The organism is Wenyingzhuangia gilva, assembly GCF_030519655.1.
In the GTDB taxonomy this organism is placed as follows: Bacteria; Bacteroidota; Bacteroidia; order Flavobacteriales; family Flavobacteriaceae; genus Wenyingzhuangia; species Wenyingzhuangia gilva.
The window spans coordinates 124491-150768 of record NZ_JAUMIT010000005.1 but is presented as its reverse complement, the minus strand read 5'-3'; the positions used below and the strand labels follow the sequence as shown (position 1 = coordinate 150768).

Annotated in this window: 15 protein-coding genes; 1 reads left to right on the top strand and 14 read right to left on the bottom strand. The window is 33.7% G+C overall.

Annotated elements, in window-relative coordinates; translation table 11 throughout:
* Window positions 1-8 precede the first annotated feature (8 nt).
* From QVZ41_RS10760 to QVZ41_RS10740, 5 genes are read right to left on the bottom strand one after another with little or no spacing between them, the layout of a single operon-like run.
* Window positions 9-1301: an aminopeptidase P family protein gene (locus QVZ41_RS10760; protein WP_302884581.1), complete on the bottom strand. Its 1293-nt coding sequence runs from the start codon at window positions 1299-1301 to the stop codon at window positions 9-11.
* Window positions 1302-1306: 5 nt separating this feature from the next.
* The gene (locus QVZ41_RS10755; protein ID WP_302884580.1) at window positions 1307-2554 is read right to left on the bottom strand and encodes an NAD(P)/FAD-dependent oxidoreductase; all 1248 of its coding nucleotides are present in this window, start codon (window positions 2552-2554) and stop codon (window positions 1307-1309) included.
* A gap of 18 nt (window positions 2555-2572) precedes the next feature.
* Complete coding sequence (locus QVZ41_RS10750; protein ID WP_302884579.1) at window positions 2573-3580, bottom strand: 4-hydroxyproline epimerase; 1008 nt, start codon at window positions 3578-3580, stop codon at window positions 2573-2575.
* An 18-nt stretch (window positions 3581-3598) separates the two neighbouring features.
* Window positions 3599-5125 carry an aldehyde dehydrogenase (NADP(+)) gene (locus tag QVZ41_RS10745; RefSeq protein ID WP_302884578.1) on the bottom strand — a complete coding sequence of 509 codons (1527 nt, stop codon included), beginning with the start codon at window positions 5123-5125 and terminating at the stop codon, window positions 3599-3601.
* Window positions 5126-5150: 25 nt separating this feature from the next.
* On the bottom strand, window positions 5151-6101 hold the full coding sequence (locus QVZ41_RS10740) for a dihydrodipicolinate synthase family protein (protein ID WP_302884577.1): 951 nt from the start codon (window positions 6099-6101) through the stop codon (window positions 5151-5153).
* 138 nt (window positions 6102-6239) lie between these two features.
* Between QVZ41_RS10740 and QVZ41_RS10735 the strand changes: the two genes are divergently transcribed.
* Window positions 6240-7085, top strand: coding sequence for an AraC family transcriptional regulator (locus QVZ41_RS10735; protein ID WP_302884576.1), 846 nt, complete (start codon window positions 6240-6242; stop codon window positions 7083-7085).
* A gap of 12 nt (window positions 7086-7097) precedes the next feature.
* On the opposite strand, the gene QVZ41_RS10730 is transcribed toward QVZ41_RS10735, so the two are convergent.
* The 9 genes from QVZ41_RS10730 to QVZ41_RS10690 form a co-directional block, all read right to left on the bottom strand.
* Entirely contained in the window at window positions 7098-8165 is a 1068-nt protein-coding gene (locus tag QVZ41_RS10730) for an L-rhamnose/proton symporter RhaT (RefSeq protein WP_302884575.1), read from the bottom strand.
* Window positions 8166-8184: 19 nt separating this feature from the next.
* The gene (gene nqrF / locus QVZ41_RS10725) at window positions 8185-10446 is read right to left on the bottom strand and encodes an NADH:ubiquinone reductase (Na(+)-transporting) subunit F (protein ID WP_302884574.1); all 2262 of its coding nucleotides are present in this window, start codon (window positions 10444-10446) and stop codon (window positions 8185-8187) included.
* A 15-nt stretch (window positions 10447-10461) separates the two neighbouring features.
* Window positions 10462-11274 carry a sugar phosphate isomerase/epimerase family protein gene (locus tag QVZ41_RS10720; protein WP_302884573.1) on the bottom strand — a complete coding sequence of 271 codons (813 nt, stop codon included), beginning with the start codon at window positions 11272-11274 and terminating at the stop codon, window positions 10462-10464.
* A gap of 2 nt (window positions 11275-11276) precedes the next feature.
* Window positions 11277-13706, bottom strand: a complete 2430-nt coding sequence (locus QVZ41_RS10715) for a glycoside hydrolase family 2 TIM barrel-domain containing protein (protein WP_302884572.1) — start codon at window positions 13704-13706, stop codon at window positions 11277-11279.
* Between the two features lie 17 nt (window positions 13707-13723).
* Window positions 13724-17233 carry a malectin domain-containing carbohydrate-binding protein gene (locus QVZ41_RS10710; protein WP_302884571.1) on the bottom strand — a complete coding sequence of 1170 codons (3510 nt, stop codon included), beginning with the start codon at window positions 17231-17233 and terminating at the stop codon, window positions 13724-13726.
* Between the two features lie 73 nt (window positions 17234-17306).
* Window positions 17307-19229: an exo-alpha-sialidase gene (locus QVZ41_RS10705; protein ID WP_302884570.1), complete on the bottom strand. Its 1923-nt coding sequence runs from the start codon at window positions 19227-19229 to the stop codon at window positions 17307-17309.
* 64 nt (window positions 19230-19293) lie between these two features.
* A complete protein-coding gene (locus tag QVZ41_RS10700) occupies window positions 19294-22041 on the bottom strand; it encodes a glycoside hydrolase family 78 protein (RefSeq protein WP_302884569.1) in 2748 nt (915 codons plus the stop codon).
* Window positions 22042-22097: 56 nt separating this feature from the next.
* Window positions 22098-23666, bottom strand: coding sequence for an MGH1-like glycoside hydrolase domain-containing protein (locus QVZ41_RS10695; RefSeq protein ID WP_302884568.1), 1569 nt, complete (start codon window positions 23664-23666; stop codon window positions 22098-22100).
* Between the two features lie 76 nt (window positions 23667-23742).
* Window positions 23743-26199 carry a glycoside hydrolase family 95 protein gene (locus tag QVZ41_RS10690; RefSeq protein ID WP_302884567.1) on the bottom strand — a complete coding sequence of 819 codons (2457 nt, stop codon included), beginning with the start codon at window positions 26197-26199 and terminating at the stop codon, window positions 23743-23745.
* Window positions 26200-26278 lie beyond the last annotated feature (79 nt).

Genomic DNA, 26278 nt, shown 5'->3' with positions numbered 1-26278 from the left:
TCTTATTTTTAAACGTTCATTAAACTTTCAATTTCTTCTATTTCTATAGGCATCGCTTCTGTTAAATTCACAACACCTTCCTCAGTAATTAAATAATCGTTTTCTAAACGACAACCAATACCTTCTTCAGGAATGTAAATACCAGGCTCACATGTAACTACCATTCCTGCCTCATATTTTCTTGAATACAAACCAACATCGTGTACATCTAATCCTATATAATGTGATGAACTATGTGGATAATATTTTTTACACAAAGGTTTATCCGGATCTTGATTGTTAACTTCATCAACCGTTAACAAACCTAATTTTATCAACTCCTCTGTAATCAATGCCTCCATTTGTTTTTCATAGTCCAAAGGAAGAACCCCTACTTGTAATAATTTACTTCCTTCTTTTAAACAATGTAATACTGATGAATAAACTTCTTTTTGACGTTTAGAAAATTTACCATTTACAGGAATACAACGAGTAGTATCACTATGATAATTAGCATAACAAACTCCAAAGTCTATTAAAACCATTTCCCCGTCTTTACAGGTAGATTCGTTTTTATTTGAATGTAATGCACATGCATTTTCTCCAGACGCAACAATAGGCATAAAGGCATGACGGGTTGCTCCTTTTTTAAGAAAATGATAGGTCAATTCTGCCTCAATCTCATATTCTTTAATCTGAGGCTTACACATTGCTAAAACATTTTCAAAGGCATCACAACTTATCTGAGCCGCTTTTTTTATTAAATCAATTTCTTCTACAGATTTAACCTGCCTTAAACCTCTTGTTATTTTTGCTGCTCTATAATAATCATGTAAAGGATACTTTTCTCTACACCATTTTATCATTCTATCCTGTCTTGTTTCTTGATCTTTTGTAACAGTTTTTTTATGCTCATTATGCCCTAAATAAAAACCATCTGCTTCAAAAGCCATGTATTGTAAAACCGTTTCAAAATCTTCTAACCATTCCACACGTTTTACTCCTGATAACTCTGAAGCTTGTTCTTTATTTAGTTTTTCTCCATCCCATATTTTTATTTCCTCACTCGTCTTTTTTACAAATAAGATTTCCCTATTTTCTTTTAAATACGCATCAGGATATAATATCAATATTGTTTCTTCTTGATCAATTCCAGACAAATAAAACAAATCATTATTTTGAGTAAATCCCATCACATCATCGGCATTGTTGTACTTAAAATCATTTGATGTTAAAATAGCAATGGTATTTGCTTTCATTTCAGCCGAAAAACGACTTCTATTCTTAATAAATAACTTATTTGGAATTTGTTGATATCTCATATAATTTAAAATTTTCTATCTGGACTAAATGGTTGTAAATCTATACTTGTATTATTTCCTAATACCGTTTCCGAAACCAACTTTCCTGTTGCTGGGCCTAAACTCCATCCCATCATTGCATGTCCTGTTGCAATGGTTAAATTCGTACATTTTGATGATTTCCCTATGTATGGCAATCCATCAGGAGAACAAGGTCTTAAACCACATTCTGCCTGTTCTTTTTCCTGTTCGTTAATCTCTAGTCCTTTATAATAGTTTTTAGCTGCCTTAGAAATAGCTTCAACTCGCTTAGGGTTTATATAATGATTAATTCCCCCCAGTTCCATGGTTCCAGCAAAACGAGTAAATCCATCCATAGGAGTTACCGCTACTTTTGCTTCACACAATATTGCAGGATAAGTAATTCCAGTTTCTCTTTTTACATTAATTCGATAACCTTTACCCGCTTGAACAGGAATTTTTATTCCTATTTTTTTTGTAACTAAAGGACTCCAACTACCTGCTGCCAAAACAACCTCATCCGCAGATAATATTTGTTCGTTGGTAATAACCTTAGTAACAATATTATTAACTACTTCAATATCTTGTACTTCTTCATTTGTTAAAAACGCAACCCCTACTGATTTTAAATAAGAAGTCATCTCTTTCATAAAATCACTTGGAGTCATATGTGCATCACAATCATAATACACAGCACCTTTTACATCTAAATTAGCGTTAGGATCAAGTTCATTTACTTCTTTTGATGTTAAGTTTTTAACACCTAAACCTTCTTTAATACCTTGCTGACCAATTTCCCATTCTTCTTCACCAACTTCATCAGACTTATAACACATCAACAATCCTTTTCTTTCAAAATGAAAATTAAAATCTCCTGATTGTTTTATATCCTCATACAAATCTCTACTAAAAAGATTGATGTCTTTAATAACTGAAATAGACTTTTGAACCTTGGCTTGCGTTGCTGATTTTTTAAAGGCCAATGCCCATTTAAAAAACTCTAAATCTAATCTAGGTTTTACATAAAGAGGACTGCTTGAATTAAACATCCACTTAATCCCTTTATTGATCATTCCAGGAGCTGCTAAAGAGATAAAATGACTAGGCGTTATATACCCTGCATTTACATAAGAAGCCCCTTCATCCATATTTGTTTTATCTACAACAGTAACTTTACACCCTTCTTTTTGAAGATAGTAAGCTGAACAAAGCCCTATAATTCCTCCTCCTACAACAACTACTTTTTTACTCATTTTAATTTATTTTAAAAATTAAATTACTTGAAAACCATGAGCATAAGGATCATCATCATCTATAATAATATTATTATAACCAGTGACTTGAGCCCAGCCTTGAATACTTGGAATAATTGCTTTTTTACCAGCTAAGGTAGTCTCCCTTTCTACTTTACCAATAAACTTACTCCCGATAAAACTTTCATGAATAAAAGACTCACCCATGGTTAATTTTCCTTTAGCATATAATTGTGCCATACGAGCAGAAGTCCCTGTACCACAAGGAGAACGATCTATGGCTTTATCTCCATAAAAAACAGCATTTCTACCTGACGATGTTGGATCTATAGGATTCCCTGTCCACAACATATGACTTACATCTCTAATAGTTTCATTCTCAGGATGAATAAACATATCGGAATATTTTTCATTGATACGTTTTCTAACTACTTGAGAATATTGTATAATTTTTGTTGCATTAAAATCATGAATTCCACTAAAATTTTTCTGTGGATCAACAATAGCATAATAATTTCCTCCGTAAGAAACATCAAAAGTAATTTCTCCTAACTCAGGACAATCTATGGTTAAATTTTCAGCAGCTAAATAAGATTTTACGTTTACCAGTTTTACCCAATCTACTTTTTTTCCTGTTTGTTGATATTCAATTTCTACCAAACCTGCAGGTGCTTCCATTCTTATTTTACCTGGAATTTTGGGGGTGATTAATCCTTCTTCTATGGCAATAGTAATGGTCCCAATGGTTCCATGCCCACACATAGGCAAACATCCCGATGTTTCTATAAAAAGAATTGAAAAATCATTTTGAGGATCGTGAGGTGGAAACAAAATACTTCCACTCATCATATCATGTCCTCTAGGCTCAAACATCAATCCTCTACGAATCCAATCATATTCTTTAAGAAAATGTTGTCGTTTTTTACTCATATTTTCACCCACGAGGTTAGGACCACCACCAGCAACAACACGCACGGGATTCCCGCACGTGTGAGCATCTACACAAAAAAATGTTTTTCTTGCCATGTATTTTATAAATACTTTTTAATTTTTTAATGAATCCGGAAGTAATTCTTCAGGAAAGGATTGATAACTTATCGGTCTTACCCATCTGTATATTGCATGTGTACCAACTGATGTAAATTTTGCATCTGAAGAAGCTGGATATGGTCCTCCATGGTGCATAGAAGTACAAACTTCTACGCCAGTAGGGACTCCATTAAAAATAATTCTTCCTACACGGTTGGTCAACGCATCAACAATATCTGTGAGACTAGAAACCTCCTCATTTTCAGCAATGATAGTTCCTGTTAGCTGTCCTTCTAAAGCTTCAATTACTTCTACTAATTGAGCTTCATCTTTAGTTTTTACCACTATTGAAAAAGGTCCAAAAACTTCTTGTTGAATCTTAGGATTCGCTAAAAAGCCATCTCCAGAAACACATGCAATTATTGAATTTGCATAATTTTCTTTAAGATCTCCACTAATTTTTGCAACTGTACGCACTCCTTCTTGAGAGGTAACTGTTTTTTCATTTTTATCAAAACCAGCTTTAATATTAGGGTGCAACATGCATTGTGCGTCTATAGCAACCGTTTTTTTAGCTAAATCTTGAATAAAATCTTCTGTATTTTCATCTTCAACGGTCAATAACAAACCTGGATTGGTACAAAACTGTCCAGTTCCTAAAGTGATAGAACTCGCATAAGTAGAAGCAATTGCCTCTCCACGATTAGCAATAGCTAAAGGTGAAATTACAACTGGGTTAATACTTCCCATTTCGGCATATACAGGAATGGGTTCTGGTCTACTAGCCCCCATATTAAAAATAGCTCTACCTGCTCCGATACTTCCTGTAAAACCTACTGCTTTTATTTTTGGATGGTTAACCAAAGCTGAACCTACTACAGGTCCACGACCTGAAAGGTGTGAAAAAACACCATTTGGCATTCCTGTTTTTTCAGCTGCTTTAATAATTGCAGATGCTACTAATTCTGAAGTAGCAGCATGCATTTCGTGGGATTTTACAATTACAGGACATCCCGCTGCTAAAGCACTGGCAGTATCTCCTCCTGCGGTAGAAAATGCAAAAGGGAAATTACTAGCTCCAAATACAACTACTGGCCCTAAAGGAGTTACTGTTTTTCTTAAATCATCTTTAGGCAAAGGCTCTCTATCTGGAATGGCTGCATCAAACGTGTTTCCTTTCCACTCTTCATTTGAAACTAAATCTGCAAATGATTTTAATTGCATAATAGTTCTGCCTCTTTCCCCCATAGCTCTTCCTTCTGGAAGTCCAGATTCTGTAACATAGGCATCGATTAACTCTTGATCTAAAGCTAATATTTCGTCTGCAATAGCATTTAAAAACGCTGCTTTTTGTTTTCCTGATACTTTTCTATAAAGTTTATATGCCTCTGTTGCCAATTGAGCTGCTTCATCAATTTCTTCAGAAGTAGCTTCAATAAAAACCGTAGGGTTTTCAATATTTAGTTTAGGGTTTACTGTTTTATGAGTAACACTCCCTTTTGCACTAAGTTTGTTTCCTATATAATTTTTACCTGTTATCATTGTCTTTTATATGTTTTTGTAGAAGTTATATTAAGTCCAAAACTTCAAGCCTTTCTTTTGCTAGAACATATCTTGCTCGAACATCATCAATTTGCTCTTGTGTTAATTTTTTACCAAGAGTACGAAGTCCACCATCTGTATCATTATGATGAATTCCCATAGCAAACTTAAGGTATTCCATAAGTAGTGGTTGAGCATCAAGGTATGATATAGAATTCATAGCCTGAGAAATTTTGTTTGCCTCTGCCCATTCTCCTTTTAAAACATACTCCTGCATAGTAATACTAGCCTTTGGAAAGATAGTACCTACACCTGTAATCCCACCACATGCACCGGCAAGTCCTGCATATACCGTAACACTGTCAACACCTGCTAAAATTTTTAAATCTTTGTTCTCTAACATCAGCGTTTCAATAATTGAAACATCTATAGTCGATATTTTAAGAGCAGTTACTTCAGGTAGCGCAGCAAGTCTTATAAGAAGATCCGTTGAAAGAGCATGATATCCGGCTGCATCAGGGTTGTTATAAGGCATAATTGTTACTCCTGCCACTTTTGCAGTTGCTGCAGCAAGCTCATAGTACGCATACATTTCTTCATCAGAAGGTACCTCCTTAGTTTTTGGTGGCATGACCATGACGGTATCAACTCCAACAGTTGCGAGCCCTTCAATTATTTTAGCAAGCTCTTCCTTAGTTTCTGCTGCAGCTCCACTGATTAATGGTACATTATATTCTCTAGCAACTTCAGAAAGTGATTTTAGTAAAGATATACGTTGTTCGTTGCTCAGGTAGCTATTTTCTCCCAGAGTACCAGAAGCGACAATTCCGCCCATTCTGCTTCCACCCTTACCCTGAGTATTTAAAATAGCTGCGGCTTGTTTTTGTGTTATATCAAAGTCAATTTCAAGGGCACCTGACTCAGACTCCTTTAGCCATGTAAAAACGGCTGGCATAACGACTTGCCAATTTATCATAATAAACTTTTTTTATTTGTTTAAAATCAAAATTAAACCTAATATCAAAAAAACAAGAATCATTATTAGCACAGTTTAATACTATATTACCAACAAAGAACAAGAATATTGTTATATTTAACAATATTTACATAATCTATGAAAGTATTACCCTTTAAAATACCCAAGCCAGAAAATGAAGCTTTGGTTTATCAAGAAGACAAAGAAGTTGTTTTTTACAATCAGCTTCATCAACATGAAGAAATACAAATTAGCTATATTAAAAAAGGGAAAGGAATTCTTATTCTAGGGGACACTATTAATGAATACGAAGAAAATGATCTTTTAGTTATTGGAGGATATGTTCCTCATGTTTTTAGAAGTGATAATAACACTAATGAAGAATCTGTAATGTTTACGCTTTTTTTTCATCAAAACTCTTTTGGGAAAGATTTTTTTGAAATTACAGAAATGTCTGATCTTGCATCATTTTTTAAAGACTCTAAATACGGAATAAAAGTCTTATCAAAGAAAAATAAAATCATTCACCAATTCAACAAACTAGAGAGTCAAAATAAAATTGAACGAATTGCTACATTACTAAAAATAATCAATCTTATTAGTCAATCTAAAACCTCTCCTTTATCTTCTTTTATTTATAAAAAAAAATACACTGACAATGAAGGTAAGCGAATGAATGATGTGTTTAAGTTTACTATGGAAAACTATAACGAGTCTATTAGTTTAGAAGACATCTCTGAAATTGCAAACATGAGTAAAAATGCATTTTGTCGTTATTTTAGAAAACGTACTAACAAAACATTTTTTCAATTCTTAATTGAAATTAGAATTGAAAATGCTTGTAAATTAATTTATAACAATCCAGATATCTCTATTTCTTCTGTATCAGAACAATGTGGTTTCCAAAACATTTCTAACTTTAACAGAAAATTTAAAGAGATTAAAGGAGTCCCCCCTTCATACTATAGAACTCAGAAATTGTAAAAAACACTCCATTCATGCTGTATGCAGCATCTTCTCCCCAATATAACTACCATAACTTGTAATACAAAAAGAGATGATTAAAATAAGTAATCCAATGATTAAAACTAAGTACGTGTTTCTTGTTACATTTTTCCATTCTTTCATAACTACTCCAACAATATAACTAAAGAAAATTAACATTGACATGTGCAATACCCAACTAGCAAACTGAAAACTTCCCATTTTTACATGTCCTAGTCCATAAAAGAAAAACTGAAGACACCACATAGTTCCTGCTAAAGCAGACCACAACCAGTTTTTAAACAAAGTCAATTTTGTCAAAGATTTATTTGGAATAAATTCCTGTATCGTTTGTTGTCTTAAACCTGCTATAAAATACCATATAAAGTTGACTACAAAGCACCCTGCAGTTGATATGATTAATTTTGAATTCCCTTCAAAATGACCTGCTCCATGCTGGGCTGCTATATCTGCTATAGGCTGACCATATTCTAACGAAAGATTAAAAACTCCTGAAAGTACCCCTGCAACGATAGTTAAAAACAAACCCAACATCATGTTAAATCCAGATTTATTTAAACTCTCTTTACTGATATCTTTCTCTTTTTTAAAACCAGCCCATCCACAAACAACAACTCCTAATACCGAACAAATCATTCCTATAAATACTACATCGCCTCCTGGTTTGGTAAAAAAATCACCCAATCCTCCAAAAATTAGTAAAGGCAAAATAGTTCCTACCACGGCAGAAATACCAATAGCTAAGGTATAAGTTAAGGAATACCCAATGTGCACAATAGCTTTCCCAAATGATATTCCTCCAAAACCATAAACAGCTCCTAATAAAAAAGCCATCCAAAAAGGTTTTGCAGGAGCATTTAATAAAATTTCAAAAAAGTCTGGAACGGTTAGCCAACCGATAATTAAAGGAGCAATAATCCATGAAAAAAGTGCTTGTGCTAACCAAAAAGTTCCCCATGACCATTTTTTAGTTTTGGTATTTGGTAAATAACAACTTGCTGCAGAAATTCCCCCTATGGCATGTAGTCCTGTTCCTATGATTGGATTTGGTGATATCATTTTTTTGTTTTTTTATAGATTAAAATTCATCAAAAGCGATTAGTTCTTCAGGAACATTTATCGATCTTAGCATTTTTAAACTAGCCTGAATCATGGCAGGTGGTCCACATAAATAATACTCAATCTCTTTTTGATGATGGATATTTTTTAAATATTTCTCTAACAGCACTTCGTGGATAAATCCTATATATCCATCCCATAAATCAGTTTCATCTGGTTCTGAAAGCGCTATATTAAAATTGAAGTTTTCATTTTTCTTTTGTAATTGCTCAAAATATTCATGGTAAAACAATTCTGATTTAGAACGAGCTCCATACCAAAAACTTATTTTTCTATCTGTTTTTTGAGTTTCTAATAAATAAGAAAGATGAGATTTTAATGGTGCCATTCCTGCTCCACCTCCTATATACACCATCTCTCTTTCTGAGGTTTTTATATGAAAATCTCCATAAGGCTTTGATATTTTAACCTCATCTCCCGCCTTTAAATTAAAAACATAAGAAGATCCAATTCCTGCAGATACAGCTTTATTTGCTGGTGGCAAAGCAATACGGATATTAAACTTTAGCGTTTTATCTTTTTTCGGATTGGTAGCCATGGAATAATTCCTTTTTACATGAAAAGAATTTTCAGCGGAACAATTCATCAACTTATTAGCTTCCCATGTTGAATTAAAAGGTTCTTCCACAATAAACTCATCAAAATTGATTTTATAAGGAGGAATTTCTAATTGTATGTATTGACCTGGAACATATTCAAATACATCTGTCTTTAAAGGTTCTAGTTCCAATTCTTTTATAAATGTAGCTACGTTTTTATTACTGATTACTTTAAAAGAAAACATTTCATCATCTTTTGCATTGGCCACATCACTTACATCTAGATACAAGCTCTGATTTTCTACATAAGTTGTATATGTTTTTAATCCTACACAAACAGGCAATCTTTTGGGACTTCCATCTTTTAAGTTAAATCGTCCATTGTGTTTTGGACACTCAATGGTTTCTCCAATAACTACACCATCCCCTAAGTGAGCATTCCCGTGAGTACACATTCCGTCTGTTGCATAAAACTGATCATCATTAGTTCTGTAAATCGCATAAGTCTTGTCTCTAAAATCAAAACGAACAGCTTCTCCTTTAATAATTTTATCAACTGAACAAACTTCAATTTTTCCATTAATGACTTTATCAACTTTTCCAACTATTTTAGCTTTTTGAATACTTTTGGATTTATGAGCTGTTGCTGGTAACTCCTTTTTTATAAAATAAGTAGGATCCTTTTGCTGTTTTAAAATAGCTGGTAAAATTTCCTTAAAAGCATCGTAAATACTTGTATTGGGTTTGGGGCAATCATATTTCATCAACTCATGTAACTTTGGCAAAGCATGATAAGGAACCAATGGAAACATATGATGTTCTACATGATAATTCATATTCCAATACAAAAATCGATGAACTCTATTCATAAGCACCGTTCTGGAATTTAAACGATGATCTAACACATTTTCGTCCAAACCTGCATGTTGAGTAAATCCATAAAAAGGCATCAACCAAGTTCCGAACAACGTTGGTAAACCAATAAACATTAAAGGAAGAATAGTATTATACACTATTGATAATACGATGACTGATAGAAAAATCAACACATAGATTCGTGCTTTAAAAATCACCTTTTTATACTCTGATTTTGGCACGTACGTAGCTACCTCAACATCAATTTTACCTGATGCGTGTTTTAATAACTTTTTCATTTCTGGAACTGCTGCACTAATTCCAAAAAAAGTAAGAATCAACGTTTTTATTTGTGTAGGTCTAGGAATAGAAATCTCAGGATCACGACCTCTAATAATCGTATCGCTATGATGACGGGCATGACTCCATTTCCAAACCGTAGATTGTCTAAACACCATAAAGGATGATATTTCATACAACACATTGTTCATCCAGTCTGTTTTAAAGGCTGTACCATGACTGGATTCATGCCATCTAGAATCTGATGAAGATGCATATAAAACACTATAAACAACATAAGGAAGGATAGCGTACCAAGTTCCCCACCACAAATAAACCAAGTAACCCGAACCAAGCAACAACCCAAACCAAATGATACTATCTCTAATAGCTGGTCCATTTTTTCTAACCAAAAGTGCTCTCATTTGATCTTTTGGAATAGGTGTTTGATACCATTCTGCATCTGCCAATCCTAATTCAACAGCACGTTTTGCCTCAACGCCTACCAAACTATAATCTCTTAGTATCTGTTTTTCTTTAGCATTCATCTTTTCTAGAAAAAATTATTTTAAGGTCTTTTTTAAATGTTCCATCATAAACACATTTACCGCCCATTGATCGGTAATAGGTTCATTTTTAAAAGGCAACTGAGTCATATACGGATATGGACCAAACTCTGGAGCAATCGTAAATTCTGACCTTCCTTCTGCTCTACGTTTGTCAATTACTTTTTGCCACCAATTCGTATGAGTTTCTAGAACTTCTTTCCATTCTGGAGCTCTTGGATCCGGAATTTGGGGTCCTTCTGAAAATCCTACACGTGAATGAATATGCGCTGTTCTTTCAATGGCTAAATCCACGGCCTCTGTTTGATCTTCCAACAACGTTTCGGCCACGTTACACCAATGTGAAATATCTAAGGTTAATTCTAAATCTGGAATTTTATTTATAAACTGATGCGTAATATGAGCAGCAAAACTAAACTTCCCTCTGTGTGTTTCGTGAATAATCTTTACATCATATTCTTGAGAAACCTGTTTTGCAATGTTAATTAACTCAGCATTTTGTTCGTAGGTAAAAAAGTCTTTTCCTGTTTGGGTATTTACCAACAAAGGCTTTGCAGATGCCAAATTGATCATTCTTGCCTTATACTCTTTTTTATGTAATTCAAAATCGGCAGTTAATGTTTCCCAATGTTGTGCTATCAGCTCTAATTCATACTGTTTTAACAATGCTGAAATTTCTTTTTTTTCTGCGTCGTTCATTGGCAAACTCATTTCTACGCCATCATAACCCGCATTTTTAGCTTTCTCAAAAAAAGCTGCATACTCCATGTCTGTAGAACCCCAAATTGGACAAAAATATTTTATCTCCATAATTATTTTTTGACTTTAATTTCTATTGTATTTGATGAAATTCCAATTGAAGAAGTTGCTTTTAACACAATATTTTCTTCTTTACCATTGGACTGAACAATCACTAAACATTTTCCATTATATGCTTTTATTTCTGATGCTTTAAAAGATGATAAATTAGCTTGATAACCATTATCTACTCCAACTATTTCTCCCCCTCCTGAAATTTCAAACTCAATAAGATGATTTGCATTTGGAACTAAAACTCCTTTTTCATCAACAACATCAACAGTGATATACGCCAAATCATATTGATTGTTATGAATCTCTTTCTTGTCTGCTGTTAAGTTTATTTGAGCCGCTTTTCCTGCAGTGTGAATTTCTTTTTCTAAGATCACTTTTCCATCTTTTCTAGAAATTGCTTTTAAAATTCCTGGTTCATATTTCACTTTCCAAGACACATGTAAATCATCTCCTTTTTTAGATTTTTTTCCTAATGATTTTCCATTTAAAAACAATTCAACTTCATCGGCATGGTTATAATAAGCCCAAACATCCACTTCTTGATTTTTTGTCCAATTCCAATGAGGAAAAATGTGCAACACCTCTTGATCACTCCATTCACTTTGATACATGTAGTAAACATCTTTAGGAAAACCAGCCAGATCCACAATTCCAAAATATGAGCTACGAGCAGGGTAAGGATACGGAATAGGTTCTCCTAAATAATCCATTCCTGTCCAAATAAAAGTTCCCGCTATATAATCTAATGCTTTTACTGCCTCCCAACTTTCTTCGTGTGTAGCTCCCCAGTAAGCAGAAACCTGATCGTATGCTGAAACGGTAAAATCATCATTTCCGTCAAAAGGTTGGTTGTGTGCAGGTGGCCATCTTTTAATTTCATCAGCATCAAAATGATCGTAATGTCCTCTTGTTTCTAAAGCCGATACACTTTCTGAGGCAATAATTTTTTGTCCTTTAAATTTTTCTGGAAAACTAGTATAATCTTCATGCTTGTAATTAAACCCTAATAAATCTAAAGCTCCAGATTGATAGATGTAATTTTTTTCTGGAATATTTTCTGTCAACGCAGAAGTTACTGGTCTTGTTTGATCTAATTTTTTAACAATATTTACCAACTCTTTCGTGATAGCAATACCAGTACTATCAAACTGTTCACGAATTTCATTCCCAATGCTCCACATCATTACCGATGGGTGATTTCTATCTCTTTTTACAAAATCTTGTAAATCCTTCTTATGCCATTCATCCCAATCTAAATGATAATCTGCTTTTACTTTTTTCTTTTTCCAAACATCAAAAGCTTCTGCTTGTACAATAAATCCCATTTTATCACACAAGTCTAACAATTCTACTGATGATGGATTATGAGAAACTCTAATAGCATTTACTCCCATCTCTTTCATTAACCTCAACTTTCTTTTAATAGCATCGTAGCTGGCTACTGCTCCTAAAGCTCCATTGTCATGATGCAAACAAACTCCATGAATTTTAGTCGGCACTCCGTTTAAAGAAAATCCTTTTTCAGCATCAAAATTAAAAGACCTAAACCCTAGTACATTTTCGAAATTATCAACCAAAGTTGCTCCTTCATACACCTTGGTTTTAACAGTATATAAATAAGGATTTTTGGTATCCCATAAAATCGGTTTTTTTACCTCTAAGGTTTGATTCGCTTTTACACTTTCTTTTGAGTTTATGTTTTTTTTGGTAATGATTTTTGCAACTTCTTGTTCATTTTCATCATAAACCAACGAAACCAATTCTATTGATTTTTCTGTATCAGTATCATTTTGTAAGGTGATTTCTATGGCAACCTCACCTAATTCTTTTGTTATTTTTGGAGTTGTAATGTAAGTTCCCCAATGAGCAATATGTAACTTATTGGTTACAACCAATTGTACCTTTCTATAAATTCCAGAACCTGTGTACCAACGAGAATTTGGCTGTAAAGAATTGTCTACTTTAACAGTGATGATATTTTCTTGAGTTCCATAGTGTAAATACGGAGTTAAGTCATAAGAAAAAGAAATATATCCGTTTGGACGTTTTCCTAAATGTTTTCCATTTATCCAGACTTCACTATTTCTATAAACACCATCAAATTCAATAGCAATGGTTTTCTCTTTCCACTCTTCAGAAATTTGAAAGCTTTTTCTATACCAACCTTCTCCTGCAGGCAAAGCTCCTCCTTCTGGTTTTGTAGGATGATCTTTACTAAAAGCTCCCTCAATACTCCAATCGTGAGGTAAATTTAAAGTTCTCCAATCCGAGCTATCAAAAGTTGTTTTCACTGCTTCTGGATGTGCTCCTAATTTAAAATTCCAATTAAAATTAAAATCTTTAACAATTCTAACATCTTGTTCTCTAGTAAGACAACTACATAAAATCAATGCCCAAACAATTAGGCTATAAACTTGTATTTTTTTCATTTTATATCTCATTTCTTTTATTGAAACTCAAAAGATTCTAATCGTAATCCTTTCATACTCTCAGCTTCTAACTGAATTTTATACGTTCCAGCATTAATGAACCCCCCTGTACTTGTATTTAATATTTTCCATTTTTCATCCTTTACAGGAAACTCTATTTCATCGTTCCTTACCAAAATTCCATTGGCATCGGTAATGGTTAATTTTACTTTTACAGGATGTGAATTCATGTTCATAAATCTAAAACGCATCAAGTAAATATTAGCAACTCCTGGCTTTACTACAAAAGTGATTTTATTGTTGGTGTTTTCAGTAAACTCAATATAATCACTTTTCTTAAAAAAATCTTTTTTAATTCCTTTTCCTGAAGTTTCGGCTTCTTCAGCTTCTAATTTTATAATCGGCCTGTCATCTTTTTCATCCATATTATAAAGAGGTACCACAGCGATACCCGCATTATTTTCATAATGGATTTTATCTCCTTTGTTTACTTCTTTTTTAAATACCTTAAAAACAGTCTCTTTATTATTTTCAGCTATTTCTTCTAGTTTTTCATAACTTTTTAACCAAGATGATATGCTTTCTGAATCTTTTATAAACACATAAATAGTTGCATTTTCTTTGGATGTAAATGTTCCCGAAATATTGGTTTGATTTGTTGATGAAGAAAAACGTAAATAATCTGCTCCATAAACCTCTGCAGGTAATTTTGTATAATGAATCTCTGAATTTATGTACTGCTGATCTGTAATATTTAACCATGATCTAACTTGCACAGGCACATTCGCCTCATCTTTTAAAATATTTTTTGAAGATGCCTCTGCTGATCTTACAGAAGAATCTTTACTAGCAATCGCGATAGCAGAAATAACAGCTTCTCCAGCAGCAGCTTTAGGAAAGGTTATTTTTAAGACCCCACCCTCTACAAAAGCTTTTATTGTTTTTTTCAAAGCTTTATCGTGCCCTGCTTCTTTCCAGATATCTACATTTTCTAAAACAACTTTATCATCAATTGCCACATCAAAAACTCGCCAATCTGTACAGTCCATTCCGCCTCCTGTTCCATACCAAGGTTCGTTAAAATACAGTTCCACCAAATACTCTCCATCGGGAACGGGAAACTCATATCTTAATTGATTGGCTCCATACCTAAAATCTTGAAACAATTTCCAATCTTGAGTTTCTGCAATAGGATCATAAGTGGTTCTTTGACTTGCGTAAAACGCTGGCAAATCTTTAAACCCATCCGTCCACGATTTAGAACCCCAAGTATTCTCATCCGTTTTATGAACGTCGGCCATCCAGGTATTTCCAAATGTATCTATATAATCATCTCCTCCACTATTAACTCTATAGATATATTGATAATCTTCGGTTGGTTTTAAAATTTCATTGGTTTTAGCAATCAATTCATCAAAATGTTTGGCCTTTGGTAAACTGCTTAAAACAATATAATCTTTGGCAACAGCTTTTCCATTTACATAACCTACCGCATACAGAATGTTATATTTTATATTAATGTTTTTCCACTGGAAATGCTCTCCCAATCCAGGATTTTTTAATTTTCCTAAGGACTCATGATTGACATCATTAAAGAGCTCTACCTCATCACAATTGGAATAAACATCTATACTATTTTTAACTCCTGGTTTTGTCCATCTATTTGGCCAAGAATGAGAAACAATATAAATCATAGGGCTTTTTTTCTTAGATACATAATTGGCTCTGTACATATAAAAAGCATCTGTTGGCTCTCCCCAAATAGTATAAATTCCTTTATAATTTACTGGTCCAACTTTGTCAATATCTCTATATCCTTCCCCATTCTGTGTTCTTCCCGGATTTTCATGAGAATACAACAACCAATGATATTGACCTACAATTTTATCTTTTACAGACTCTGCCTCTCTTACTTTAATTTCCATCAATTGAGAGAATCTATTTTCACTATTGATTCCTTTTTGATCAAACTCACCTTCGGTATGAACATCTGCTGTTCGCCAAGCCCCATATTCTCCGTTTAGCAGCAACTCTGTCATTTCTTCTCCATAATTATATGGATCTCCCCCATAAGTTCCGGACCAGTTCTGAATTACATTCCAATCAGTTCCTTGCCCCCCATTACAAGTAGTAACCAAACGTTGTTTGCTTGCAATAGGATCCATTTGTCTGATAATTTCCGTGCACTCTTCAGCAAAATCTTTAGGAATGGTACTTTCATTTTGTAATCCCCACATTACCACAGATGGATTATTTCTTCTTTCTTTAATCCATTCTTTTAATAATGTTTTAAAATTTTCTTTAAACTCAGGGGTATCATACCAAATATGAGCAGAAAACTGACTCCAAAACAAAATTCCTTCCTGATCTAAAAGTTCTTGATATTTTAAATTATGTGGTTGATGTCCTTCTCTAAAAGCATTGTATCCTGCTGCTAGAACCTGCTTGATTCTAGCTTTAATTTCGGTATCAAAAAAAGAGTGACTTTTTCCTATTAAATGTTCATACTCACAAGTTCCGTTGATAAAAACAGGCTCATCATTTAAGAAAAAACGATTGTCATTTCCCGCTCTATTGATAGGCCAACTTACCCAGCGAATTCCATAAGATGTAATTAGCTGATCAATCACCTTATTGTTTTCATAAATAGTTGTTACCAATTGATACAAATATGGATTTTCTAAAGACCACAGTTTTGGTTCTTTAATTTCTGGTAAAGTTTGTTTGATTTCTTTGACTCCTACCAAATTTTTCTCCTCCGTTTTGATGGATGAAACTTCATATCCACTAGCATCTAACAACTTGTTTTCTATAGTGATGTTTTTAGAAAAACTTCTATAGTTTTTAAGTTCTGTTGTTGTGTGTAAAACTGCTTTTTCTTTACTGGTACTTTCATCATTCCAAATATGAACTCCAAAAGGTTCAATTCTTAACGGTTCTGTAATCACTAAAGAAACAGGTCTAAAAATTCCCATAGGCTGAGAACCTTCAGAAAACCCCCACTCTCCCGAACAACCACCACAAACCCAAGGTAAATCGGTAATGTATGCAGGATGTTCAGCTTTAACCATGACGATGTTTTCTTTTGTAAAAGAAATAGCATCAGTAATATCTATTGTAAAAGTAGTTCTACCTCCTTTGTGTTCTCCAACTTTTTTTCCGTTAACCCAAACAGTTGCATAAGAACCTACTCCTTCAAAAAACAAAAAGTATTGTTTCTCTTTTTGTTTTTCATCTAATCTTAATGTTTTTTGATACCAAGCCGTTCCATGTAAATTTCCATGTTTGGTTCTTCTATATCCGTAATATTGATCCCAATTATGAGGCACAGACACTTTTTCCCAATTGGCATTTACACTTGGATTCTTTACAAACTCACTTTCTAAAACCGGTAAACTGTCTAACATAACAGTAGTCCAATCAGTATTTAAGGATTGTGTTTTTCTAACAGAAGAAAGTTCAGTTTCCTTTTTACAGGAAACTGAACATATAAAAACTAACAATAATATATGATGTATGTATCTCATTCAAATAAAATTTCACAAACATTTACAACCTTCATTTAGCTACTTGTATTTGTTGCTTTAATAAGCAAAAACATTATTCCCCTTTAAAAACTTTTTTAAGGTATGCCACGTTAGATCCGTAGTTTGCTTTTCTATCGTGAACTCTCGTTGTATCTCTAGAACGCTCTACAATTAACCAACCTTTCCAGTGCATTTTATCTAAGGTTTCTTTAATTTTTGGCAAGTCAATGGCAGGATCATTTTCAATCCAATTCCCATCTGTATTAGAAGCGTGAATTTGTCCAATATTATCACGTCCTAAAATTTTTAATTCTTTAGAAATATCTTTTCCATGTTCAATGGCATTTGAAAAATTAAATGATATTTTAATATTCTTACTTCCTATTTCTTCCAATAATTTTTTCTCTTCAGTTGCATCTAACGAAGTTTCAATAGCAATAGCTCCTCCTATTTTACCAACTTCTTTTCCTGCCCAACGCAAACGTTCTACAATAGCAGGCCTTAATTCAGGATTTTTTACCAAATCTCCTTGGGTTCCCAATGGTAAATAAGCTATTTGCACATTAAATTTCTTCATAGTTTCTATACAGTCTGATACCATTCTTTTTACTGTTGGTCTTTTTGCAAAAGATTGTGCATAAAAACCAGACATGGCAATAGAACTTATTTGAACTCCCAAAGAATCTGATTTTTTTCTGAATTTATTTACTTCTATAGTATCTCCAAATTTGCTATCAAAAGTTTCTCTGTTCCCTAAACCTCCCATATCCATTTCAATTCCATCAGCATTGATGTCTTTGGCAAACTGAAAAGCACTTAGTTTTTGACGTTTTAAAATCATCCAATCACACACTGCCACTTCATACCTGTCTTTGGTAGGACCTGGCCACACTCCGTCTTTTATAGGAAAAGTCACCAGTTTGCTAGGATCAATTTTTACATATTTAATTCTTTGTCTTCTCCAAGTATAAATACAGTGTAACATTCCATCTGATCCCTGAATAATTGATGGATAGGAATATTGACTAATTTTAGAATCTTCTAAAACCAAAGCTGCGTTCCAGTTAATTCCGTCTTTAGAAATAGCTATATTTAAAGGACTTCGGTAACTTTTATTCATGTCTTCATTTGGCCAAACATGGTTGTATATTAGGGCATGTTCTCCGTTTTTCATAGTTACAGCATCTGTTCCAGAGCTATTATTGGGCATGTTTAATAATTCTAAATCAGACCAAGTTTTTCCATCATCTTCAGACCAAGTAGTAAATAAGTGTCTGTTTCTTGTTCTACCTATTTGTTGAAGTTTTCCGTTTTCATGAAACAAAATACTTGGCTGAATAGCATTGATATCTTGTTTTCCTTTAGGAAGTGTGTCTCCCATTGCCCATGTTTTTCCAAAATCTGGAGTAGATTCCATTCGCAAATTCCACCCATTCCCTTCTATACTTGACGGCAACAATAAATTACCATTTTTTAACAATTCTGGTTTGTTTTTAATAGGCCCTAAAAATCCTTCTGGTAATTTTTCGGCTTTAGACCAAGTTTCTCCTCCATCAGCAGAACGTTTTAACATTCCCCACCACGCAGATGGACTAGGTCCAATTTTATAAAACAACATCAAATCTCCATTTGGAATTTGATATAAAACAGGATTCCATGTAGGGTAACGTAATGTATCATTTTGAATTCCATTGGCTACTTCTACCCCTTTTGTCCATTTCCCATTTTTACGTTTGCTTACATAAATACAAACATCTGGGTTTCGCTCTTTGGTTCCTCCAAACCAAGAAGCCACCAATTCTCCTTTTGTGTTTTCTACAATAGTAGCAGCATGACAAGACGGATATTCAGCTTCTTCATAAAGAAATTCTTCGGCAACAATTCCTTCTTTCCAAGTTTTATCTTCTAAAGCTATCTTTTTTTCTACAGGTGTATTTTTACAACTTGCTAAAGCTGCTAACCCTAAAAATATAACTGCTGTTTTTATTTTTTTCATGATTCTGTTTTATCAGTTTTCAATTTGTTTAATTATTTCTTTTTTGATAGTTTCTTTAAAACGCTTAATTCACTTCTATTTTATAAGTCCCCGATTTTAAGGTCAACACCAATTTTTCATCTTTTATTTGATAATCTTTTTTACTGGATGCTAACCTTTGTCTATTCACTTTTACATCAGAAGCTTTTGTAGTTGGTAAATACACCAATGCCGATGTATTTGCTGGAATGGTTACTTGCCATGTTAACATACTTCTTTTAATGTTCCAATGACTTTTTATCAATCCGTGGATAGAATTGTAAGATGCATTTACGTAACTCAGTCCTGCATTAAAGTCTGGTTTCATGATGATTTGCTTAAATCCAGGATGTGCTTCGCTAGATTTAATTCCGGCCATATTTTCGTAATACCAAATCATTAAATCTCCCAATAACATCACATGATTTTGAGAGTTCATTTTGGGGTCAGCTGTATTTCCATTCCACAATTCCCAAATAGTAGTCGCTCCATTTTCTACCATATAACCCCAACTAGGATATGTTTTGTTTGAGGCTAGTTTGTATGCCAAATCTCCTCTTCCAAATTCAGTTAAGGTTCTCATTAAAAATTGTGTTCCTACTACTCCGGTGCTTATATGTCCTTGTTTGGTGACTTCAATTTCATGAACCATATTTTGAAAAACTTGCTCTTTTAAATTGTCTGGCACCATATCAAAAGCCAATGGTAATACATTAGCCGTTACGGTATTGTTGGCATAACTAAAGTTTTCTTTGTGAAAAAATTTATCGTTAAATGCTTTTTTAACACGATTTGCCAAAGCATCATAATAAATAATATCTTCTGGTTTTGCTTCTGAAATACGAGCAAACTTTTTCATGATTTGCAGTAGATGATAATAAAAAGCACTTGATAATAATTCACCATCTGTTAAACGCGTAGGATCTTGAGAACGAATAATTTCTAAAGATTCTGGCGGTACACACCAATCTCCATACTTGTCTTTGGTCATCAAATCATTTTTTAAATAATTGTCTTCCATGTATAACAACCATTTTTTCATGTATGGATAATGTTTTTTAATACTTTCGGTATCTCCGAACTGGATGTGCAACATATCCGCTACTTTTATATAAGCTCCTTGCCAAGTAACACCATCACCGTAATAACGCCAAAACGCTGGAGCTACATCTGGAATTCCACCATCCAACGTTTGTGAATATTTAATATCATCTAACCATTTTGCATATAAAGTCTGGTTGTTAAAAATGAAACTTTCTCCATAAGCTCCGGTAGTTCTATCTCCCAACCAAGGCTGACGTTCGTTACGTTGGGGACAATCAATAGGCATCCCTTTGTAATTTCCTCTAATTCCCCAATAGGCATTCTTAAAAATCTGATTCATGGTTTCATCAGAACTTTCAAAAGTTCCTGTAGTTTTCATATCATCATACACCACTTTTCCTAAGAAATTATCTAAGGTTGGTTTTCCTGGAAACCCTGTAATTTCTACAAATCTAAAACCATGATATACAAATTTTGGTTCCCAAGCTTCTTGTCCGTTTCCATTTAAAATATAAGTATCTGTTGTTTTGGCATCTCTTAAATTGGCTATATACAACGAACCATTTTCTTGTAAAGATTCCGCAAATTTCATCATTACTTTATCTCCACTATTCCCTTTGACTTTTAGCTGTAACCATCCTACCATGTTTTGTCCCATGTCTAGAATGTAAGTTCCTTTAGATGTTTTTTTTATCGATACAGGTTTTACTGTATCCATTACTTTCATATTTGGAGTCATTTGCCCTTCGTAAAAACCTCCTGGTTCTTGCACCCACATTAAATTCATCCAATGGCTATCATCAAATCCTACTTTGTTCCAATCTTTAATTTCTTTACGAGCATCATACGTTTCTCCATCATATTCGTTATTTGCTCTAATAGGTCCATTTGGAGTAAACTTCCAAGTTTCATCCGTTTTTATAGTTTCTTTGGTTCCGTCTTCGTACTCAACAACAAGTTGTAACGCCATTTTAGGAAACCCAAAACTTTTTATTTTATAAGGCTTATACTCTTGTCTCATAGCAAAAAAACGTCCATTTCCCAAAATGGTTCCTAACACATTATCACCTTGTTGAAGTTGATTCGTCACATCAAAAACATTGTATTTTACATTTTTTGTATAATCTGTTGGAACAGGAGCTAAAACTTGATTTCCTATTTTTTCTCCATTAACATAAAATTCATACAGTCCCATTCCCATGATAAAGACTTTAGCTTTTTTTATCTTTTTTTCTAGGTTGATTTGCTTACGAACATAACGAGCTGATAATTTTGAAAACTGCCCAACAGTATCTCCTGAAAACAATTGATTATATCCAATCCATCGAGTAGACTTCCACTCCGCATAAGTTAAAATTCCCATACTCCAAAAAGCAGGTTTACTCCAGTCACTCTCTCCTTTATTGGTCCAAATTTTTACTTTCCAATAAGCTTCATCTTTGCTATCTAATTTTTTTCCTGCATAAGTAATATTTACAGAAACATTGCTATTTACTTTTCCACTATCCCACAAATCGGCCTTGTTTTCTGCCAAGTTTTCTGGTGATGAAGCCACTAAAATTTGATAAGCTGTTTGCTCTAACTCTGTTTCTGATGTTTTTATTAGCCAACTCAAACGTGGTTGCAAAACATCAATTCCCAAAGGATTGGTTAACATTTCGCATTGTAATTGATTGGCTTCAATTTTTTTTTGAGCAAACAAACTACACGTAAAAACAAGCAACGTAATTTGTAACAATAATTTATTCATGCTATTAGCTTTTGTCATTTTAAAATGTCATTCTAAATTGATTATAGAAGCACTTTTTATTCAGAAATTACCTTCTCCAACTTACTTGAAGCAGCCACTTCTTTTCCATTTCTAAACACTCGTAATCCTTGACCTTTGTGATATTTTTCTCCTGTTTTGTCCCAAACAATTGTAATAATATCTCCGTGATATAGTACATTATCTAAACAAAACCAATCCCATTTGTCTTGAGGTATTAGAGGATTTACTTCAATTTTTTCATCGGCACGAGGACGTAATCCTACCAAACCAGTAATCATTAAATCGTTAAACGTTGAGTGATTGTAATAGCGACTACGTTCTCTATCACCCATCAACCAATATCCTGTAGTTTCGTCTAAATACTCCCCTATATATGGACGACCACGGTAGTATTGAGACTCTACATACAAATTCATTTGTTTAAAATAATCTTCTTTTCCTACTACTTTTTGATCATAGTTATTCAACACATTTGCCATCGCTGTTAAGGTTTGCGATGTTGCAAAAGGCCAAACTGCTCCATCCCATTCGCAAGTTCCTGTACCGTGACTTCTAAATCTCGGACTTCTACGTTCTGCTGTGGTTAAACCAAAAGGAGCTGCAAATCCTTCTTTATCTTTTACTTGCTCCCAAGCTTTTTCAAATCCTTTGTTTTTAGACGGTAAATTAAAATACCATGGAATAAACCCAATGGCTTCACGAACATTTGAAGAGGTGTCTTTTTCTGTTAAAGTCTCAAAAAACAAATCGTTTTTATTCCATAATTTTTGTTCTACTAAGTTTTTTATCTTCTCTGATTTGGCTTTAAAGTAAGCTGCTTTATCCGTATCTCCATTCATGGTTGCCATGGTTTGTAAAGCTTCGGCATTGGCAAACATATAACTGTTAATGGTTGGACGTGCATTACGTACATGACGACCTCCACTCAACGATTCTTCCATACCGTCTTTCACATCATTTTGCCAAAACAAACCATCTGGTCGTTGACGTTCTTCTTCCCAACGTGCATAGTCAGAGACCATATCTGGGTAAAAATCTAATAGATATTTTTCATCTTTATTTACCAAATACCTGTTATACAAAGCATCAGCCGTCCAACTACTAAATTTGTGTAATTTTTTCATGGGTTTTCCATCGTTTCCTCTGTACCAAATATTCACATTTTGTTCAATGTATTTAGGATTGTGCACCCAACGAAATTCATAAATATGATGCCCTAAAGCACAAGCAATTAAATTATACTTATCTGCATACGATCTATCTACTAAAAACTCAGTAATGGCATAGCCTTGAGGGGTATCGGTAATGTGTTTACGCAAACTCCACCAACGGAAATAGTACATTTCTTCAAAATTATCTTGTGGACATTCAAACAATGGAATGTTACTTTCCATCCAAGTCCAAGCACTATCATTAGGAACAGCTTTGGCAATATTTTCATCTTCCATTCGGTTAAAGTAATCGGCATAATGTTTAAAATCTTCTGCCTGTAAAACGGTTTTTGAATTTGATACTTTTACTTCTGAAACCGTTTCTGAAGATTTACACCCTGCGATTAAAACAGGAAAGAACAGTAATAAAGATTTTATCTTACTTATTTTCATCTGTCTATTTTATTTTGTTCTCGATACGATTTTTTTATTCCTCAAAATCATTCGAAATGACATTTATTATTCAAATTTATTTACCATAAAAAGTGTATGTTTTTCCTGCTTTCATTGCTACATCGTACTCATTATATTTTGGTAATTTTAACTTTTCTATTTCTGCTTTTTTTGAAATGATTGGTTTTTTCACTTCTACAGCATAAAAGAATGGATTGTCATTTTTTCCTCTGGCTTTTTTCAAACCTTTTCCTTTTAAAGTAGATGCCAATCTCAATCTACAATTTCCATCTTGTGAAGCTGTTATTTTTAAAACAGATACTTTGTTGTTCTTCCATTCCATATCAATTTCATAACCTCCTCTAGATTTTATTCCTTTTATACTTCCGCTTTTCCAGACATCTGGTAACGCTGGTAATAAATGAATGGCTTCTTCGTGACTTTGCATTAACATTTCTGCAAATCCTGCAGTACAGCCAAAGTTTCCATCAATTTGAAAAGGTTGATGCGCATCTAACATATTAGGATACGTTCCTCCTCCTTTTCTTTGATCGGCTGTGACCAAATGTAATTGATCTTGTAATAATTTATAAGCGTGATTTCCGTCTAACAAACGAGCCCATAAATTTACTTTCCATCCCATAGACCAACCTGTAGATTCGTCTCCTCTATACTTTAAAGATGTTTTTGCAGCCTGAAATAATGCTGGTGTCCTAAACGGAGAAATTTGATTGCTAGGGAACAATCCATACAAATGAGATACGTGCCTATGATGATCTTCTGGATCATCCCAATCTGTTAACCATTCTTGTAATTGTCCATATTTTCCAATTTGCATTGGAGCCATTTTAGCCAAAGCAGTCTCCAATTCTTTGGTAAAATCTGTTTTCTCATCCAAAATTTTAGTAGCTCTTATGATGTTGGTAAACAAATCAAAAATTAATTGATTGTCCATAGTTGTTCCAGCCGTTATGGTTGATTTTCCATCTTCTCCACCATGTGTGTTTTCTGGTGAATTTGATGGCACTACTACCAAATACCCTGAATTAGGATCTTTGATCATAAAATCTAAAAAGAACTGAGCAGCTCCTTTCATAATTGGATAAATTTCTTCTAAATATTTTTTATCCGCTGTGTATAAATATCTTTCCCATAAATCTTGACAAACCCATGCTCCCCCAGTAGGCCACATTCCAGAAGCTGCCATGTCTATAGGTCCTGTAATTCGCCAAATATCTGTATTGTGGTGTAACACCCAACCTCTTGCATTGTACATAACTTTGGCGGTTTCTTTTCCAGTTTCGGCAACCTCTCTTGCTAATTGAATAAAAGGTTCGTGCATTTCTGAAAGATTGGTCAATTCTGATGGCCAATAATTCATTTCTGCATTGATATTCATGGTGTATTTACTTTCCCAAGGCGGAAACAACATGTCGTTCCATATTCCTTGTAAATTGGCTGGTTGACCACCCGGCTGAGAACAAGAAATTAACAAGTAACGTCCAAATTGAAAATACAATGCAGCCAATTCTGGATCAAATTGCTTGCTGAATTTTTGAATACGTTCATCCGTTGGATCGTTGGCAACTTTACTCTTTCCTAAATCTAAAGACACTCGGTTGAAAAACTTTTGATAGTATTGCGTGTGTGCAGATTTAATGGTTTCAAAATCTTTAGGTATTGCCTTGTCTAAAAAGTCTTTACTCTTTGCTACATAATCAGCAGAAATATCTTTGTAATTCACAAAATTTGTAGCGATAGAAATGTAAATAACAGCCTCATCAACTTTATTAAAACTGATGATCCCATTTTTTACAGAAGCGGTTCCTCCTTTGTGTTTTGGAGCCATTCTACCTTGGAATTTTACTTTTCCTTTTTGTCCTTCTACCGTACTGGTAACTCCTGCTAAAGTAACTTGATTGCCCTCTGTAGTTGTTTTGGTTTTATCAAAAGGACTGTTCATAAACACATTACAAGTAATCATTCCAGGCTTGTTTGCTGATAATTTTACTGCAATTACATCGTCTTGAAAAGCTGATAAAATTTCACGGGTATATTCCACACCATCAACAGTATATTGCACCTTGGCTGTGGCGTTTTCTATATTTAAATCGCGATAATAATGGGTATAATTTTGATGTCCTGGAAACGAAATATACACACTTCCAAACGTCTGATAAGGCATCCCATTATTAGTTTGCGAACGAATATCTGACGTTGCTAACGCCTGTGCTTCTGCATATTTTCCATCAAAAATAAGTTGACGTACTTTTGGCAAAGCCACCAAAGCTTTTCCGTGTGCATTACTATTTGGAGAACCTGCCCAAATAGTTTCTTCATTTAATTGTAAACGCTCAATAGCTGGATCTCCAAAAACCATAGCTCCTAACCTTCCATTTCCTAAAGGCAAGGCTTCATTCCATATTTCTGCTGGTTTATTGTACCATAATTTTAAATTTTGAGCACATAAATTTTGAATTCCAAAAAGTGCTACAAAACAGCAAAATAGAATTCTACAACTTTTTAATTTCATACTTGCTTATTAATGTTTTCTTAATTTTACTTAATCATTTCTGATATCATTTCGTCTTCTGACTTTCAGTTCTTTTGAA